Source organism: Rosenbergiella gaditana (assembly GCF_018494065.1).
GTDB lineage: Bacteria > Pseudomonadota > Gammaproteobacteria > Enterobacterales > Enterobacteriaceae > Rosenbergiella > Rosenbergiella gaditana.
Window position 1 is genome coordinate 26,952 of record NZ_JABBFR010000016.1, and the last position, 17,697, is coordinate 44,648.

A 17,697-nucleotide genomic window follows, 5' to 3' on the forward strand; every position below is an offset into this window, starting at 1 on the left:
TCTTTTTCCTCATAAGGGGGATAAAAAAGGTGAGTGACCTCACCTTTTCTTTATCATTCACGAGTCTGAGGCATCGTTGATTAAGTCACTGTGGGACTTATCCTTGAGGATCATCTCAAAACTATGAAGACGCTTATAGATTGACATCAATTCGACTAACGTGGACCATGAATTGATCAAATATTGAAACGATGAGCGAACCTGATCGAATACGTTGGAGATTTGATTCATTAATCCTAAGGTAATGGTTCCTGCAACGATAGCGGGGAAGAGAACAAATAAGCCAAAGATATTATCGACTTGCAGATACAAAATGCGTGTAATATTGAAGTAGAGATAATGGAAGTAGAGCCGGAAATAGTTATAGCGTACTTGATTATATAGCGCTTTCACCGTCGGCGGCGTAGCTCGGTTGGCATCATCCTCACCATAGACTAACTCTTTACGATAGGCTGCTTCGACCCGCTGGTTTTTAAAAGATAGACCCGGCAGTTTGATCCCCACTACCGCTAATAAAGCCGTCCCAAACAGTGACCAGACAATAGCAATGATTACCAGTGCATAAGGGATATCGCCGATAATCGGCACCGATTTTACGTGTACGGAAAGCTGTGCCAAGATCGGCAAAAAAGCAATCAATGTCATAATCGCTTGCAGTAAGCTAACGCCCCAACTTTCCAAGGTGTCAGCGAAGCGCATCGTATCTTCTTGCACCCGTTGAGAGGCCCCTTCGACATGACGTAGTTGTCCCCAATTCGCCATAAAGAAGTTATTCATCGCCGTGCGCCAACGAAACACCCAGTGGCTGACGAAAAAATTATTCAACACGCCCACGACGACGGCGACTAAAGCAATGCCGAGAAACGCGTAGACTTGTTGATAAAAATCCTCGATTCGTACTGAACCGGCTTTGCCGAGCGCTTTTTGGATAAGGTTGCCAAAGGGCGCATACCAAGCATTAATCGCAACCCCGACCTGAACGCTAAACCAGGTCGAAAAAATGATCAGGGCCAATCCCCAAACAGACCAGCGTTGCCATGGGTGGTTATCAAGCAAATGCCATACCACAGCAAAGAGGGTAACGGCGACCCAGAAATAGAGATAGAACCAGAGATAACTCAGCTGCCAAAACCGTGCGACGGTTGTCGGTAGCGGTGACAGAAAAGCCTTAGCGAGTGCCGGAAAATGAGCCGGTAACTGTGCGGCGACACCGAACCAAAAAAGGACCACGACCAAACTCCAAGCGGCTGCGCTGGTGAAAAAGAGCAGTGGGCGTGGGAAATAGCATTTAAACATGATAACTCCCTGAAAAATTAACTCCTACGACGACTATACTAACTTAACCGACTGGAGAAGGATCTTACTGGCGATTAAAAAACATATTCTGATGACAATATGTTAAATCTAGTCACAAAAAATAAGTAGATATGATTTTTGATGTTACTCAACTGTGTTACAATTAGACTGTTACCGGTAACCACCTTATAAAAATACAACAGCGGTACCGAACAACACTGTCACGCTATCTTTCAATTTTTCATGCTGCATTATTTGCAGTATTAAGGCAATGTCATGTCAGAACAAAAAAACGGCCAGTCACGCCGTGATTTTCTGCTGAAAACTATCGCTATCGCGCCAGCCATGGCTGTCGGGACGGCAGGGATAGGGGCTCTAGAGAGTCGAAGTGTCTTGGCCGCAGACAACACCAGTTCTGCCCCTTCTCAGGCGAGAGATTACCAACCCTCTTGGTTTACTGCTGAAGAATTTGCATTCATTACGGCTGCGGTAACGCAACTGATCCCGAAAGATGAGCGTGGCCCAGGTGCACTCGAAGCGGGTGTCCCTGAGTATATAGACCGTCAAATGAATACTCCTTATGCCACCGGTGCAAACTGGTATATGCAAGGTCCTTTTACGCCGGATGTTGATAAAGAGTTTGGCTACCAGTTGCCTTTAGTACCGCAGCAAATTTATCGACTGGGGATTGCCGAGGCGAATCAGCAAAGCCAACAGCAATACGGTAAAGTCTTTGCTGAGTTAACAGCAGCGCAACAAATTGAATTTCTTAAGGACTTAGAAAGCGGTAAGCTGAACTTTCAACAACTTCCGTCAAAAACTTTCTTCTCATTCCTACTGCAGAACACCCGCGAAGGCTTCTTTAGTGACCCGATCCACGGTGGTAACCAAGGATTAGTGGGCTGGAAATTGATTAATTTCCCAGGCGCGCGTGCAGACTTTATGGATTGGGTGGAGCGTGGTGAACGCTACCCATTACCACCAGTATCGATTCGGGGTGAGAGAAGTTAATTATGGCTAATGAACAAAAAAAAGTAGATGCGGTAATCGTCGGCTTCGGTTGGGCGGGCGCGATTATGGCAAAAGAGCTAACCGAAGCTGGTCTGACAGTGGTTGCGCTGGAGCGTGGTCCGCACCGTGACACTTATCCCGATGGTGCCTACCCGCAATCGATCGACGAACTGACGTATAACGTTCGCAAAAAGCTCTTCCAAGATCTTTCTAAAAGCACAGTGACTATCCGTCATAACCCTTCGCAAACTGCGGTCCCTTACCGCCAACTTGCCGCGTTCTTACCCGGCACCGGTACCGGTGGCGCAGGATTACACTGGTCAGGCGTACATTTTCGCGTCGACCCAGCAGAATTGCGTCTACGCAGCCATTATGAAGAGCGCTATGGGAAAAACTTTATCCCAGAAGGGATGACGATCCAAGATTTCGGCGTGACCTACGACGAGTTGGAACCTTTTTTTGACCAATCTGAAAAAGTGTTCGGGACTTCGGGTTCCGCATGGTCGATCAAAGGGAATGTGGTGGGTAAAGATAAAGGGGGTAACCCTTTTGCAGGCGATCGTTCGCAAGACTTCCCGCTTCCTGCACAGAAAAGAACCTTTTCTGCGCAACTGTTCTATAAAGCTGCAGAAGCGGTCGGCTATCATCCTTACGATATGCCTTCGGCTAACACCTCTGGGCCTTATACCAATACTTATGGTGCACAGATGGGGCCGTGTAACTTCTGCGGTTATTGCAGTGGTTACGCCTGCTACATGTACTCTAAGGCCTCGCCGAACGTCAATATTTTACCGGCGCTTCGCCAAGAGCCTAAGTTTGAACTACGTAACGACTCCTATGTGCTGAAAGTTAACCTGACGGACGATAAAAAGCGTGCAACAGGTGTCACCTATGTGGATGCACAAGGTCGGGAACAGATCCAACCGGCAGATTTAGTGATCCTCTCTGCGTTCCAATTCCATAACGTACACTTAATGTTGTTATCGGGTATTGGTAAGCCGTACAACCCTATCACTAATGAAGGGGTGGTTGGCCGTAACTTTGCCTACCAGAATATGTCGACTCTTAAAGCACTGTTCGATAAAAACACCACCACCAACCCCTTTATTGGAGCGGGCGGCGCAGGGGTTGCAGTGGACGACTTTAATGCAGATAACTTTGATCATGGACCGCATGGTTTTGTCGGCGGATCGCCATTCTGGGTAAACCAAGCCGGCGTAAAACCGATCTCCGGGCTTCCAGTGCCAGCAGGCACTCCAGCTTGGGGAAGCGAGTGGAAAGCCGCTGTCGCGGATACTTACACCCACCATGTCTCAATGGATGCCCACGGTGCTCATCAGTCTTATCGCAATAATTACTTAGATCTCGATCCTAACTACAAAGATATTCATGGACAGCCGCTGCTGCGAATGACATTCGATTGGCAAGAGAATGACATCAAAATGGCACAGTTCATGGTGTCTAAGATGCACAAAATTGCGGAAGCCATGAACCCGAAAGCGATTTTAGGTGCCGCGAAGAAAGAGGGGGCGCATTTCGATACCACTTCTTATCAGACTACCCATATGAATGGTGGCGCAATCATGGGTGAACACCCATCGACCAGCGCAATCAACCGTTACCTGCAAAGTTGGGATGTGCATAACGTCTTTGTGCCGGGGGCTTCAGCGTTCCCTCAAGGACTTGGTTACAACCCAACCGGGCTAGTGGCGGCACTGACTTATTGGTCAGCCAAAACCATCCGTGAGGTGTACCTCAAGAATCCAGGCCCACTGGTTCAGGCATAAGGAGAGGCTAATGAAAAAGACTTTTTTGACCCTAGTGTTAGCGTTTGTCTCTTTTAGTACGTTAGCCGAAACGTCTGGTGAACTGGTTAAACGTGGTGAGTATCTGGCGCGAGCGGGAGACTGTGTCGCCTGCCATACCGCGAAAGGCGGTAAACCTTTTGCCGGTGGTTTAGCGATGGCAACGCCGATCGGTACGATTTACAGTACCAATATCACCCCTGATAAGCAGACAGGGATTGGTGATTACAGCTACGACGATTTCCAAAAGGCGGTGCGTCAGGGGATTGCCAAAACCGGTGATACGCTTTATCCGGCGATGCCTTATCCTTCCTATGCTGTGGTCAGCGATGAAGATATGCGTGCGCTTTATGCCTATTTTATGCAGGGCGTGCCTGCCGTTAACCAAGAGAATAAAGCGACCGATATTCCATGGCCGCTCTCAATGCGTTGGCCGCTTGCCATCTGGCGTAAAATGTTTGCTCCAGAGGTCAAACCTTTTGAATCCACGACTCAGGATGACGAGAGTGTCAACCGTGGCCGTTACTTGGTAGAAGGTTTAGCACACTGTGGGGCGTGCCACACGCCACGTAGTATCACCATGCAAGAAAAAGCGCTGAATGGACAAGATAATACAACTTATCTTGCAGGCAGCAGCTCACCGATTGATGGATGGACCGCCAGTAACTTGCGTGGCGATAATCGCGATGGCCTAGGCCGTTGGAGCCAGCAAGAACTTGAGCAGTTCTTGCGTTATGGCCGCAATGACCAGACAGCCGTCTTTGGTGGTATGACTGATGTGGTCGAGCACAGTCTGCAATATCTGACCGATGCTGACATCACGGCAATCGCACGGTATTTGAAAACCTTGGCACCACAAGACCCTGATCAAACACCTTTCACCGCTGACGATAGTGTGGCGAAAGCACTGTGGAAAGGCGATGACCATCAAGCAGGTGCGAGTGAATATGTTGACAGTTGTGCAGCCTGCCACAAAACGGATGGAACCGGCTACAAGCGCTTCTTCCCGCAATTGAAAGGTAATCCAGTTGTCTTAGCTGAAGATCCGACTTCGCTTATTCATATTATCTTAACCGGCGCACGTTTACCGGCGGTTGCTGGCGCACCGACCGCGATCACCATGCCTGCCTTTGGCTGGCGAATGAATGATCAGCAAGTCGCAGACCTTGTTAACTTTGTGCGCAGCAGCTGGGGCAACACCCAGTCTTCGACGGTGAAGGCCAGTGATGTGGCGAAGATACGCGAGCAGGACGAGGTTAAAGGCCAGCAAGGTAGTCACAGCATCGAAGTCTTAGAGAAGCGGCAATAATTTTTTTCTAGTGATAACAACGCGGTAATCGTTATGATTACCGCGTTTTTTTTAGAGGTTTTCGACGTATTTACCGCGAGGTGTTGGGCCAAAAATCGCGACCGAAAGTATTACCATCAATATACTTAAGACGATAAATCAGACGACGCCGCTGCTTCCTGCTGACGTCAGAATTACGCCAACAAATACGCTACTCAGTGCTGTAGAAAGCCGGCTGAAGGCGTAGCAGAAACCGACTGCTCGGGCGCGTATCGTGGTAGGAAAAATATCTGTTTGATATGCGTGGTAGCTATAGGTTAATCAAGCGTTGGCGTAAGTGATAAGAAAACCGCAGATGATTATTATCGATGGTTGATGCGCCAGGGCCGTTGCTTTAGCTCCGTCATCACTGTTGAGGTAATGAGCAACAACCTTCTGCTTAAATTCTGGTGTAAACATATAACAGAAAACCCCTAATCGTTGGGTGTCCAACTTTCGGGGTTCACTTCACAAAGGATAGCTTTCAAACAGGTTTCTAGAATTAGAAACTGTAACCAGCTACCAGGTAGTATCCCCAACCGGTATTATTAGTGCGTGAGCCGCCTAGATCGGCACTGCCTTCCCATTGACCGCCGTTATGGAAATAACGGGCGACGAAAGAGTAGTGCCAGTGCGCGTAGCTCAATGCCAATATATGGCTGGAAGCGATAGAGTTTTTAGTCCGAACGGTGCTGTTATTGCCGAGATCAGAGCCCCAATCAAAGTTGGTGAAACCAATATAAGCTAAGTTTCCGCCCCATAAAGTGGTTATAGGGTACATGTATTTCACTTTAAAGCGGTAACCGTCCCAGCTATCTTCATTGGCCGCACCGTAGTTTTCCCACTGGTACTTCGCATAAACGTTTAACGAGAGAGAGAGTTTCGTGCCGGTGTCAATATCAGTCCCTAAGCCCGTATACCAGGTATTTTGACGATTTTTATCGTTAGGTCCCATATCGTAGATATAGTTGTTAGCAAAATACCACTGCTTAATTGGACCGATGCTTAAATCAGTGTCAGTCAGCTTATCAATCGAGAAGCGGGGCTCAATCTCCATAAATAATGGCGAGCCTTTTCCCTTATCCCATATACCGACATCGTTTGCGTTGCCAACCCCAAAAAATTTAGGCACGTCGATATAGCCATAAAAATCGAACCAATCCTTGTGAGCAAATGCTTCATATTCCAGATAGATGTCGTTATTTGGATGCGGGCCAAAACGTGTGTGGTAACTGCCGACCACATTGACACTTTGGTGCCACCAATCAGAGAGATATTCGGGTGAGTTGTCTGCCCAAGCGGAAGTTGCGACTGTCGTGGCTAACGCAGTGGCGGCTATCAGTGATTTATATTTCATTATTATTTGCTCATCGAGGATGTAAAACGCGAAAAAATGAGTCCCACAAGATCGTGACAGTCAGTAAATAGGCGCGTGCCCTGTTTGTCGACGGGAATTTTACTCTTAAAAGAATACTTTTGCGGCACTATAAAAAATTATAATGTGATAGAGATCACATATTATATATATAGTGTTGAACTATTTATCAATTTTTTACTACGCGGTGAATAAATAGACAGTCGCCGCGTGACGATTATGTATACTCGTCGATTGAAAGATAAAGCCATGCTAATATTTGAAAAATGAACCATTAATCGGTTGATCGCTAACCCTTTTCTTAGATAGGTGCTTGGTAACGTGATATTAGGCCGCATGTTTGCTTTAAAGGATGCCATTTATGATGAATTCTGAATCAGAATCGTCTTCACTACGCGAAGACAGATTTGAGCTTGCGTCAATATTGCGAACATTTCAAAAACAGCAACAAACCTTAGTGTTAGCCTCTCTTGATGACGATACGCAAAACTTTACGTTGGTTAGAATGGAAGGTAGTCGTATTCGATTAGTTCCTCAGCATGGCGATATACCCTTTGCCTCATCCTTGACCCTAGTCGCTGAGGGGAGCGAGGCGAAAATAATTTTTAGCATTACTAATGCGGTGAGCGTTGAGCAACAGGGGCATCAGCAGTGGCTAGGGGAACTCGTTCCGACTTTCTCTTATATCCAGCGCCGCATAAACTTACGTGTACCCGTACCGTTAAGAAAAGCCTTTTCGATTGCTATCCACCTACCAGGCCATATTGAGTTGCACCGCTTCTTTGTCGATAATTTCTCCACTGGCGGGATAGGGCTTTTTAGTCGTGGGCTACCTAACCCAGCTTTCAAAAAAGGGGCAATCTTCAAAAAGGTTGATCTGAATTTAGGCGAATACGGGGAATATAAAGTCAATGTCGAGGTGATCTCTCTTGGCCCTCTTGATGAGCCCTTAGCGGATCATCCTGAATTTACTCACCGTATTTCGATGAGATTTTTAAATCTGTCATTAATTACGCAACGTAATTTTAATAAGATTACCTATACATTTGAGGTAAACTTCAACCGTAAACGCTAAGCCAGTAGTATGAATTTTCTGAATTTTACGGTATTAATTATCCTTAACTCATTCATCTTCTAAGCTTAGAAGACGATCGACTTTAAGGGGGATATTAATGGAGCTTGAAACGGAACGTTTGCGGTTGCGGCAGTGGCAGACCTCTGATCTGATTCCTTTTCGCGAAATAAATCAAGATCCGGACGTGATGCGTTTTTTTATGAACCCTCTCAGCGCCGCGCAGAGTGATGAGTTAGCAAAAACCTTTCGTCTGATCATGCAGCGCAAGGGGTGGGGGTTTTGGGCGGTTGAGCTAAAATCTACTGCACAATTCATCGGTTTTTGCGGCTTGCATGAGCAGCCCAATAAATTCTCCTTTTCGCCCTGCGTTGAAATCGGCTGGCGATTTTCCTCGCCGTTTTGGTCACAAGGTTTGGCAACAGAGGCTGCAGAGAGAGTATTACACTTTGCTTTCGAAAACATTAGCTTACAGCAAGTGGTAGCGTTCACATCTGTTCATAATTACCGTTCTGAACGCTTGATGCAGCGATTGAACATGACCCGGCAGCGCACCTTCAACCACCCTCATATCCCCGCGGAACATCCCTTAGCAGAACATCTTCTTTACGCCTTACAGCGGTCAGATTTTTTATTAGCCTAAAACAAAGTATTTGAAAAAAAGAGGGGTTTCTGGCGATCTATCTCACGTTTTACTGATAAGCGCCTTGAGGCATACTGGCGAGTCTGACAAATTGCCTAAATTAGGGTGAAGGAGTGAGATGAAGATCGTCAAAATCTTGAACAACAATGTTGTGGTTGTTCAACAAGGCTCAAAGGATGAGCAGATTATTATGGGTCGAGGTATCGCCTTTCAGAAGCGTTGTGGCGATAGTATCGATCACAGTAAAATTGAGAAGATTTTTGCACGGCAGAATAACCCACTATTTGATCACTTTGTCGAACTCATCCAACAGATCCCACTCAATGTTTTGCTGACGTGTGATCGCATTGTCACCCATGCTCGACAGCAGCTTGGTCCTTTACAAGAAAGCTTATTTATCTCATTGGCAGACCACTGCTTCGGTGCATTAGAGCGAAAACGTAATGGCATCGTACTGCACAATCGCCTGTTATGGGAGACTCAACACCTCTATCCGAATGAGTACCAAGTGGCGGTTGTCGCGTTACAAATTATTGAACAAAGGCTAGGTATTACACTCCAGCTTGATGAGGCGGGATTTATCGCTCTGCATTTTGTGACGGCACAATTGCAAGGGGATATACAAGAAGTCACCCAAGTGACCCGCCTGATGCAAGAAATGTTAAATCTGGTTAAATATCACTTACGTATTGATTATGCAGATAAAAGTCTTAGCTACCACCGGTTTGTTACGCACCTAAAATTTTTTGCCCAGCGTTGTTTGACGCATGCACAAGTCAGTAGTGAAGAGAGCGAATTGACCGAAGCTATCCATCACCAATATCAGCTAGCGTGGTCGGCGGCTGAGTTGGTGGGCGAACATCTCTCGCAGCATTATCAACATCAGATTCAGCCAGAAGAGTTGTTATTTCTCACTTTACATATAGAGAAGTTACGTAAAGAAGCACAGTTAACAGAGTAAATTGACAGGATTGTTACTACTTCGGTAGGCAAAACCTGGGTCTCGTCTAATGATGGCGGGTCCCGGGTTTTTTTGTTTTTACAGGGGTTTAACTTTATAGATAGCGCATCACTGGAGGGTAAATGGATTATCAATCACTCGCGAAAAAGATCATTGAAGGCGTGGGGGGTAAAGAGAACGTTAGTGGTCTCGTTCACTGTGCGACTCGTTTACGCTTTAAATTAAGGCAGCCAACACTTGCTGATACTGAACGCCTAAAAAATTTGGAAGAGGTGATCGCTGTGGTGAACAGTGGTGGACAATTCCAGGTCGTTATAGGTAATCAAGTGGGAGAGGTATATCAGGCGATCATGGCTATCTCAGGAGATGGTCTTGGTGCGAGTGGTACGAATAAGGGAAAAACAGAGACTCCTGCAGCACAGTCGACGCTATTGGCACGGTTAATCGATATTGTATCAGGGATCTTTACTCCCTTTATCGGCGTGATGGCTGCATCAGGGATCATGAAAGGGCTGCTCGCCTTAGCGGTGGCTTGTGGGGGATTAAGCACTGAAGGCGGAACCTACCAAATCTGGTTCGCGACCAGTGATGCACTATTCTTCTTCTTCCCATTGTTTATAGGCTATACCGCGGGACAAAAATTTGGCGGTAGCCCATTTATTACGATGGTAATTGGTGGGGCACTCACTCATCCTTTGATGATCAAGGCATTTGAAGCGAGCCAAGCTGGACAAGCAACAGAACATTTTCTCGGTATCCCGATCGTTTTTATTAATTATAGCTCCTCGGTCATTCCCATCATTTTAGCATCGTGGGTAAGTTGTACGCTTGAAAAGCGTATCAGACCGCTACTGCCTCTGGCTGTTCGCAGTTTTTTCACCCCCGTTATTTGTTTGGCAACCGTCGTCCCTTTAACGTTCTTGGGGATTGGCCCCTTGGCGACCTGGCTGAGTCATTTACTAGCGGAAGGTTATGAAGTGATCTATCGTTTCGCACCCTGGTTAGCAGGGGCAGCATTAGGAGCAGTATGGCAGATCTGTGTGATCTTCGGCCTACATTGGGGATTAGTCCCGTTGATCTTTAATAATCTTGTGGTCTTCGGACAAGATTCAATGATGCCAATGATCCTGCCTGCGGTAATGGGACAAATTGGTGCAGTTCTCGGAATCTTTTTCTACAGCAACGATCCTCGTCAAAAAGCGCTAGCAGGATCGTCCTTTTCTGCAGGGATCTTCGGGGTAACTGAACCTGCGATTTATGGGTTAACCCTCCCACTCCGTCGCCCCTTTATCATCGGATGTATAGCCGGATCGATTGGCGGTGCCATCGTAGGTTTTGTGGGCACTCATACTTATTCTTTTGGGTTGGCGAATATTTTTACGCTTATCCAAATTATTCCCCCTACCGGCATTGATAGCACGGTATGGGGAGTATTTATCGGTAATGCGGTCGCCGTTATTATCGGTTGCCTTGGCACTTATTTTTGGGGCCGCCGCACTCAACGTCCTGACGCTACTTCTGTCGCTGAGGCACCGGTACAAGAAGCGGTCGCTTATGCCGTGCAGCCACCGGTTTCCAGCAAGCCGTCTACGGCGAAAACCTTGACACTTCTCACTCCTATTACAGGGCAGGTAGTGGCGCTGGCAGATATCCCCGATCCCACCTTTGCCGGCGGACTTCTTGGCCAAGGTGTAGCCATTTTGCCTCATAAGGGTGAAGTACGCGCGCCATTTTCTGGGACGGTTGAATCACTTTTTCTGACTAAACATGCTCTAGGGTTACGCAGTGAACAAGGTGTCGACGTCTTGATTCATATCGGTATTGATACCGTCAAATTAGCAGGAGAGCCCTTCACCGCCCACGTGGCTGAGGGCGATCACATTACAGAGGGAGAGTTGCTTCTGACATTTGACTGTCAAGCCATTACCGATGCCGGACTCTCTCTAATCAGCCCGGTCTTGGTGACTAACAGTGATGATTTTAGTGCCGTGGAGTGCATAGCAGCCAGCGAAGTGACTGAGCAACAGCCTTTATTAATTATTACAGCCTAAGTTAAGGAGAGGACAATGAAACAGTTTCCAACCGATTTTCTGTGGGGCGGAGCAGTGGCGGCCAATCAAGTAGAAGGTGCTTGGCAAGAAGGAGGGAAAGGCGTCTCGACTTCAGATGTACAGCCCAATGGTATTTTTGGCGAAGTGAATCAGCGTAAAGGTAATGTTTTTAACCTCAAAGATGTTGCTATCGATTTTTATCATCGTTATCCCGACGATATTGCGCTATTAAGCGAAATGGGGTTTGGCATACTTCGTGTCTCCATCGCTTGGACTCGAATTTTCCCCAAAGGCGATGAGTTGACCCCCTGTGAAGCAGGCCTGGCTTATTACGATAAATTGTTTGATGAGCTGGCTAAACAGGGTATTAAGGCGATGGTAACGCTATCACATTATGAAATGCCTTGGCATTTGGTCACGCAGTATGGAGGTTGGTCTAATCGAGAAGTGATCACTTTTTTTGAGCGTTATGCCAAGGTGGTATTTAAGCGTTATGCTGAAAAAGTGAAGTGGTGGCTTACCTTCAACGAGATCAATATGTCATTACATGCGCCGTTAACAGGCGTTGGCTTACAAAGTGGTTGCAGTGAAAGTGATGTCTACCAAGCGATCCATCACCAGTTAGTCGCGAGTGCATTAGTGGTCCGTGCCTGTCATCTGCTGATTCCCGATGCAAAAATAGGTAATATGCTGCTCGGTGGATTGGTTTATCCACTCACTTGCCAGCCTGACGATGTATTTGAAACCTTGCAAGAAAATCGTAAATGGCTCTTCTTCGGTGATGTACAGTGTCGCGGGGCATATCCTGGCTATATGCTCCGTTATTTCCGTGACAAAGGTATCGATGTGGTAATTACTGAAGAGGATAAAAATATCCTCAAACAAACGGTCGACTTTATCTCATTTAGCTATTACATGACCGGTTGTGTCACAGCCGACAAAGGGTTAAACAAGAAAATCCGCGGTAATATTCTCAATATGGTGCCGAATCCCCACTTAAAAGCCTCTGAATGGGGTTGGCAGATCGATCCGGTTGGACTGCGTACACTGCTCAATGAACTGTGGGATCGGTATCAAAAGCCACTTTTTATTGTGGAAAACGGATTGGGTGCCAAAGACCAGCCAGATGAGCAGGGAGAGATTCAGGATGATTATCGTATTAACTATATGAACGACCATCTTGTGCAAGTACGAGAAGCGATAGAGGACGGTGTGGAGGTTCTTGGCTATACTTCATGGGGGCCGATTGATCTGATCAGTGCCTCAAAAGCTGAGATCAGTAAACGCTATGGATTTATTTACGTTGATCGTCATGATAATGGGTCAGGAACCTTGGCAAGAACGCGGAAAAAAAGCTTTTATTGGTACCAAGAGGTGATCCGAACCCACGGAGCGAGTTTAAAAGCGTAACCAGCGTATAAACAAGAGAGGCATCCAAGGATGCCTCTCTTAGTATTGGTAGGTCAGGCTCGGTTCAGCGTCTAGAAGATCATCTTCATCCAGGGATAACCAATGAACAGCAGAGCAAGCAAGAAAATCACTCCGAAAATAGAGCCAAGTCGCCAGTAGTCTTTGGTCGGTAAATAGCCGCTACCATAATAAATGGGACTTGGGCCTGTGCCGTAAGGGGTAATGATCCCCATAATTCCCAGCGACGTGACGAGTAATAAGCAGAAAATAGGCATATCGATACCAGGGATAGCCGCCCCAATGGTTAAGATAGCGGGAAGCAGCGCGGTAGTGTGTGCTGTCGAACTGGCAAAGAGATAGTGAAGTAAGTAAAACGCTAAAAAGAGCATAATTGTGGCAACCGTTGGGCTAATCCCGGTTAACAGTAGTCCAGCCTCTTGACCCAACCAGCGAATAAAGCCGACACGGGCTAAGCCATCGGCCAAGGCGACCAGTGTGGCGAACCAAGCAAAGGTATTCCAGGCTGGTTTATTACTGGTGATATCTGTCCAAGAGAGTACACCTGTCCACAGCATCAGCACCACCACCAACAATGCAGCCATCGCCGGCTCGATCCATGCGGCAGCAAAAATCCACATCAGCAGAGCACAGCAGACAAAGCAGAGCAGTAAGATCTCATTACGCGACATCCTACCGAGTTTCTTTAACTCACTTGCCGCCCACTTCGGGACTTGCTCATTAATTTTCACTGTAGGGGGATAGAGCCAATAAGCAAGCAGCGGCATAGTGACAATCAGTAAAATACCAACGGGAAGGAAAGCTAAAAACCATTTACCCCAAGTAATATCAATCCCTACCACGCTCTTAACCAGCGCTAGGGCGAGTAGATTGGGCGCCAGTGCAGATAAAAACATTGAGCTGGTAATACAGGCCGCCGTAATCGCTACCCACATCAAATAAGAACCGATTTTACGTGCGCTCGGGTCATTGGGTTTCGAACCATAAAGAGGAGGAAGGTTAGCGATAATGGGATAAATTGTGCCGCCACTACGTGCCGTATTTGATGGCGTAAAAGGGGCTAACAGCAGATCCGCGAAGGTAATCGCATAACCAAGAGTTAAACTACGACGACCTAAAAACTTAACCAGAATCAACGCTAAACGTCGACCTAAGTTGGTTTTATCATAGCCTGCTGCAAACATAAATGCGCCAAAAATCAGCCAGACTGTCGAGTTACTGAAGCCACTGACAGCCCATTTAAAGGCTTGATTCGCTGTCTTAAATTGAGGATCTGCCAATTGTTCAGGACTGAACAATAGCCACTGGTTGAAGATAGCTACCACCACAATTCCCGTCAGGCCGATCACTGCGCCCGGCAATGGCTCAAAGATTAAGCCAACAATGACCGCCGCGAAGATAGCAAAAAAGTGCCAAGCATGGGGGGACAATCCCTCTGGAACAGGAGTGACTAATAATAGTAATGCTACCAAGGCGGGAAGAAGAAAAATAATGGCTTTCTTCGCTCGCCCCGTAGTGGGGGGCGGTGGTGGAGAAACGTTTTTTTTACTGTCCTTATTCATTAATCATCACTCAGTAATCTATCGATGGAGGAGAGAATGCAGTCGAATTTATCTTCACCATCATCGATTTTTTACTCAGTGAGGTGTTGATTTCTATCAAAAGATAAAAGGGTGCGCTTCAAGCTCGTAGAAAGTTTCGTAATTTTTTGATCCTAAACAAATTCAGCGTCACTTTATATAAATGATTTAAAAATCATAAGGTTAAATAATTGTTAAGGCATTTTTGAAATTGTATTCAACTTATTTCCAAGAAGTATTTATTTATCAATTTATTATTGTTCTTTGATCTAGACGAAGGGGAAGGAAAATGACATCGGCTTATAGTGGGAAAAATAACTATTTTTAGCCATGCAATGACAGCTTCTGGAGCGCCAATGGATCTTAACAACCCCTTTAATACCGCATTATGTTTTCCAAAAGGAAAAACTGTAAAAAATAGGCTTTTTATGGCGCCTATGACGACCTGTAGTGGTTTTTACGATGGGAGCGTCCCGCAGGATTTGGTCGAGTATTACGGTAAACGCGCGCAAGGGCTTGGCGCAGTCATTGTAGAGTGCTGTTTTATCGAGCCTCTGGGGCCGGCTTTTCCGGGGGCATTGGGAATTGATAGTGATAAAAAGATCCCCGGTCTGGCACGTATTGCGACCGCGATCAAGCAACAAGGTGCGCTAGCGATCTTACAGATCTACCATGGTGGCCGGATGGTAGAACCTGAGCTCATCGGCGGTAAAACACCGGTTGCGCCTAGCGCCGTTGCGGCGGATCGCGAAGGTGCAACGACGCCTCGTGAATTGAGCTGCCAAGAGATCGACGTGCTGATCACTAAATTTGGTGATGCGGTAAATCGGGCGATTAAAGCCGGTTTTGATGGTGTGGAAATTCACGGAGCAAACACTTATTTGATCCAGCAATTTTTTTCCCCCCACTCTAATCGACGTGATGATCAATGGGGGGGAAATAGAGAAAAGCGTAGCCGTTTTCCGCTAGCAGTCCTTGACATAGCTCATCATATGGCTGAGCGCGCAGAAGCCAACGATTTTATTATTGGTTACCGTTTCTCACCAGAAGAAATGGAAAAACCCGGTATTACTTTCCAAGATAGCCTTTATCTGCTCGAAAAATTGGCCGAACGTGGCTTAGATTATGTTCATTTCTCTGTGGGGCATTGGTTGCGGTCATCCATTATTGATCTGGCTGACCAAACGCCACTCATCACCCGTTATCGACAAGCGATCTCACCGTCCTCCAGCTTGGCAAAGGTTCCGGTGATTGGTGTGGGTGGCATTGTGAATAAGTTTGATGTCGAGCAAGCGTTTGAGGCGGGCTATGATGTATTAGCAGTAGGTAAGGCCTGTATCGTTTATCCTGATTGGTGGCAGCGTCTCCATTCTGGTGAGACCTTAACGCTTGAGATGGACAGCACCCAACGTGAAGCGCTCTCTATTCCGGAACCGCTGTGGTACTTCTCCTTAGTCGACGCGATGATTCGCGATGTCCAAAATGCCGGTAAGAAGTTTAAAGCGGGGGTCTACCATGAAAAAGTGGAAGCTGAGGCACTAAAACTCAATATCGATGTTCAGCTTGATACCGATCGGATCACGGATATTCGATTGCAGCCAGACAGTAGCCTTGATGTCGATTTTACCCAGACTTTTGAACAATTACGTACCCGGATGTTAGTGGCCAATAGCCCTTATGTAGACGCGATTGCTGGGGCAACCACCCAGAGTGAGGCACTGAAAAAAGCGGTATCACGTGCCCTTTCTACCTCCACCAAACATTGGGCTGAAGACTGCGGTGTTGACCCTGCCAGTTTGGAAAACTATGACGTAATTGTGATTGGCAGTGGCGGCGCGGGGTTAGCGGCAGCCATCAATGCTCATGATTTAGGGGCAAAAGTGGTGGTTGTCGAGCGTATGTCGACGATAGGGGGAAATACCATTAAAGCGTCAGTCGGCATGAATGCTGCGCAAACCTCTTATCAACAAGAGAAAGGGATTCGAGACACTAAAGCCTGCTTCTATGAAGAAACCTTAAAAGGGGGCAAATTCAAAAATAATCCTGAGCTGTTGCAGCAATTTGTAGAAAGAGCCCCTGATGCAATTGATTGGCTCGCCAAGCAGGAAATAGTACTGAGTGACATCACTATTACCGGTGGGATGAGCATTGACCGAACTCATCGTCCTGCTGACCGTTCCGCTGTTGGGGGGTTCTTGATCAGCGGCTTAGTGAGAAACCTCAATCAGCGTCATATTGAAGTGTTAGTAGACACTAAGGCCGATAGCATCGAGTACCAGCAAGGTAAAGTCTCGGGGCTGAAGGTTATCGACGAATATGGTGAAAGCCGGATCTTGCATACCAAAGCAATAATTGTTGCTACCGGTGGATTTAGCGCCAACGCAAAAATGGTTGAGCATTATCGTCCGGAGTTAACCGGATTCGTCACCACTAATCATAAAGGGGCCACTGGCAGTGGTATTACTTTATTACAAAACTTGGGTGCGGCGACGGTCGATATGGCTGAAATCCAAATCCATCCGACCGTTGAACAACAGAGTGCCTACCTTATCTCTGAGTCGATTCGTGGCGGTGGTGCAATATTAGTTTCACAAGCTGGTGAACGTTTCTGTAATGAAATGGAAACCCGTGACAAAGTCTCTGCGCAGATCATTGGCTTAGCGGAGAAAAGTGCGTGGATCCTCTTCGACGAGCAAGTCAGATCCCAAAATAAAGCGGCAGATGAATACTTAGCGAAAGGCTTTGCGATCCAAGGTGAGAGCGTTGAGGATCTCGCTACGCAGATCGGTATGGATCCGAAAGCGTTAGCACAAACCCTCGCAACCTTTAACCAAGCGGTTCGCCAGCAGCAGGATCTTCAGTTTGGGAGAACGACGGCGTTGCGACATCCGTTAGACAAGGGCCCATTCTACGCGATTAAGATTGCTCCCGGTGTTCACCATACCATGGGAGGCGTCGCCATCTCGACTCAGGCGCAAGTGTTGGATACTCACCATCAACCCTTAAAGGGGATCTGGGCAGCTGGGGAAGTCGTGGGTGGTATACATGGCGCCAATCGTATCGGGGGCAATGCGGTGGCGGATATCATTATCTTCGGTCTATTAGCTGGTGAACAAGCGGCTAACTGGGTTAAAACGGCTTAACGTAG

Annotated in this window: 12 protein-coding genes and 1 pseudogene; 9 read left to right on the forward strand and 4 right to left on the reverse strand. The window is 46.9% G+C overall.

The features are described 5' to 3' along the window. Positions 1-57 precede the first annotated feature (57 nt). Positions 58-1,296: a peptide antibiotic transporter SbmA gene (gene sbmA / locus HH682_RS11675; RefSeq protein WP_214237721.1), complete on the reverse strand. Its 1,239-nt coding sequence runs from the start codon at positions 1,294-1,296 to the stop codon at positions 58-60. A 276-nt stretch (positions 1,297-1,572) separates the two neighbouring features. Between sbmA and HH682_RS11680 the strand changes: the two genes are divergently transcribed. From HH682_RS11680 to HH682_RS11690, 3 genes are read left to right on the forward strand one after another with little or no spacing between them, the layout of a single operon-like run. Continuing rightward, positions 1,573-2,307 carry a gluconate 2-dehydrogenase subunit 3 family protein gene (locus tag HH682_RS11680; protein ID WP_214237722.1) on the forward strand — a complete coding sequence of 245 codons (735 nt, stop codon included), beginning with the start codon at positions 1,573-1,575 and terminating at the stop codon, positions 2,305-2,307. A gap of 2 nt (positions 2,308-2,309) precedes the next feature. Further along, on the forward strand, positions 2,310-4,094 hold the full coding sequence (locus tag HH682_RS11685) for a GMC family oxidoreductase (protein WP_214237723.1): 1,785 nt from the start codon (positions 2,310-2,312) through the stop codon (positions 4,092-4,094). Between the two features lie 10 nt (positions 4,095-4,104). Further along, on the forward strand, positions 4,105-5,421 hold the full coding sequence (locus HH682_RS11690; protein ID WP_214237724.1) for a c-type cytochrome: 1,317 nt from the start codon (positions 4,105-4,107) through the stop codon (positions 5,419-5,421). A gap of 51 nt (positions 5,422-5,472) precedes the next feature. Here the strand turns inward: HH682_RS11690 and HH682_RS15860 are convergent. After that, a pseudogene (locus HH682_RS15860) lies at positions 5,473-5,787 on the reverse strand (MFS transporter); the annotation flags it as partial. A 154-nt stretch (positions 5,788-5,941) separates the two neighbouring features. Continuing rightward, a complete protein-coding gene (locus HH682_RS11695) occupies positions 5,942-6,796 on the reverse strand; it encodes a nucleoside-specific channel-forming protein Tsx (protein WP_214237725.1) in 855 nt (284 codons plus the stop codon). Between the two features lie 379 nt (positions 6,797-7,175). Here HH682_RS11695 and HH682_RS11700 point away from each other — a divergent pair, with 379 nt between their 5' ends. The 5 genes from HH682_RS11700 to HH682_RS11720 all read left to right on the forward strand — a co-directional run bounded on the left by HH682_RS11700 (position 7,176) and on the right by HH682_RS11720 (position 12,951). Further along, entirely contained in the window at positions 7,176-7,889 is a 714-nt protein-coding gene (locus HH682_RS11700; RefSeq protein WP_214237726.1) for a PilZ domain-containing protein, read from the forward strand. 97 nt (positions 7,890-7,986) lie between these two features. Beyond that, positions 7,987-8,529: a GNAT family N-acetyltransferase gene (locus tag HH682_RS11705; protein WP_214237727.1), complete on the forward strand. Its 543-nt coding sequence runs from the start codon at positions 7,987-7,989 to the stop codon at positions 8,527-8,529. A 118-nt stretch (positions 8,530-8,647) separates the two neighbouring features. Continuing rightward, a complete protein-coding gene (licT, locus tag HH682_RS11710; protein ID WP_214237728.1) occupies positions 8,648-9,490 on the forward strand; it encodes a BglG family transcription antiterminator LicT in 843 nt (280 codons plus the stop codon). Positions 9,491-9,612: 122 nt separating this feature from the next. Further along, entirely contained in the window at positions 9,613-11,541 is a 1,929-nt protein-coding gene (gene bglF, locus HH682_RS11715; protein ID WP_214237729.1) for a PTS beta-glucoside transporter subunit IIABC, read from the forward strand. A gap of 15 nt (positions 11,542-11,556) precedes the next feature. Continuing rightward, positions 11,557-12,951, forward strand: coding sequence for a glycoside hydrolase family 1 protein (locus tag HH682_RS11720; RefSeq protein WP_214237730.1), 1,395 nt, complete (start codon positions 11,557-11,559; stop codon positions 12,949-12,951). 71 nt (positions 12,952-13,022) lie between these two features. On the opposite strand, the gene HH682_RS11725 is transcribed toward HH682_RS11720, so the two are convergent. Then, the gene (locus tag HH682_RS11725) at positions 13,023-14,531 is read right to left on the reverse strand and encodes an anion permease (RefSeq protein WP_214237731.1); all 1,509 of its coding nucleotides are present in this window, start codon (positions 14,529-14,531) and stop codon (positions 13,023-13,025) included. Positions 14,532-14,905: 374 nt separating this feature from the next. Between HH682_RS11725 and HH682_RS11730 the strand changes: the two genes are divergently transcribed. Continuing rightward, positions 14,906-17,692: a flavocytochrome c gene (locus tag HH682_RS11730; RefSeq protein ID WP_214237732.1), complete on the forward strand. Its 2,787-nt coding sequence runs from the start codon at positions 14,906-14,908 to the stop codon at positions 17,690-17,692. The last annotated feature ends 5 nt before the right edge of the window (positions 17,693-17,697 follow it).

What these genes read in the sequence shown, in the direction of transcription:
- HH682_RS11695 (WP_214237725.1), bottom strand. Translation starts at nt 6,796, where the DNA reads ATGAAATATAAATCACTGATAGCCGCCACTGCGTTAGCCACGACAGTC.
- HH682_RS11700 (WP_214237726.1), top strand. Translation starts at nt 7,176, where the DNA reads ATGATGAATTCTGAATCAGAATCGTCTTCACTACGCGAAGACAGATTT.
- HH682_RS11730 (WP_214237732.1), top strand. Translation starts at nt 14,906, where the DNA reads ATGGATCTTAACAACCCCTTTAATACCGCATTATGTTTTCCAAAAGGA.
- HH682_RS11705 (WP_214237727.1), top strand. Translation starts at nt 7,987, where the DNA reads ATGGAGCTTGAAACGGAACGTTTGCGGTTGCGGCAGTGGCAGACCTCT.
- bglF (WP_214237729.1), top strand. Translation starts at nt 9,613, where the DNA reads ATGGATTATCAATCACTCGCGAAAAAGATCATTGAAGGCGTGGGGGGT.
- HH682_RS11725 (WP_214237731.1), bottom strand. Translation starts at nt 14,531, where the DNA reads ATGAATAAGGACAGTAAAAAAAACGTTTCTCCACCACCGCCCCCCACT.
- HH682_RS11720 (WP_214237730.1), top strand. Translation starts at nt 11,557, where the DNA reads ATGAAACAGTTTCCAACCGATTTTCTGTGGGGCGGAGCAGTGGCGGCC.
- HH682_RS11680 (WP_214237722.1), top strand. Translation starts at nt 1,573, where the DNA reads ATGTCAGAACAAAAAAACGGCCAGTCACGCCGTGATTTTCTGCTGAAA.
- HH682_RS11690 (WP_214237724.1), top strand. Translation starts at nt 4,105, where the DNA reads ATGAAAAAGACTTTTTTGACCCTAGTGTTAGCGTTTGTCTCTTTTAGT.
- licT (WP_214237728.1), top strand. Translation starts at nt 8,648, where the DNA reads ATGAAGATCGTCAAAATCTTGAACAACAATGTTGTGGTTGTTCAACAA.
- HH682_RS11685 (WP_214237723.1), top strand. Translation starts at nt 2,310, where the DNA reads ATGGCTAATGAACAAAAAAAAGTAGATGCGGTAATCGTCGGCTTCGGT.
- sbmA (WP_214237721.1), bottom strand. Translation starts at nt 1,296, where the DNA reads ATGTTTAAATGCTATTTCCCACGCCCACTGCTCTTTTTCACCAGCGCA.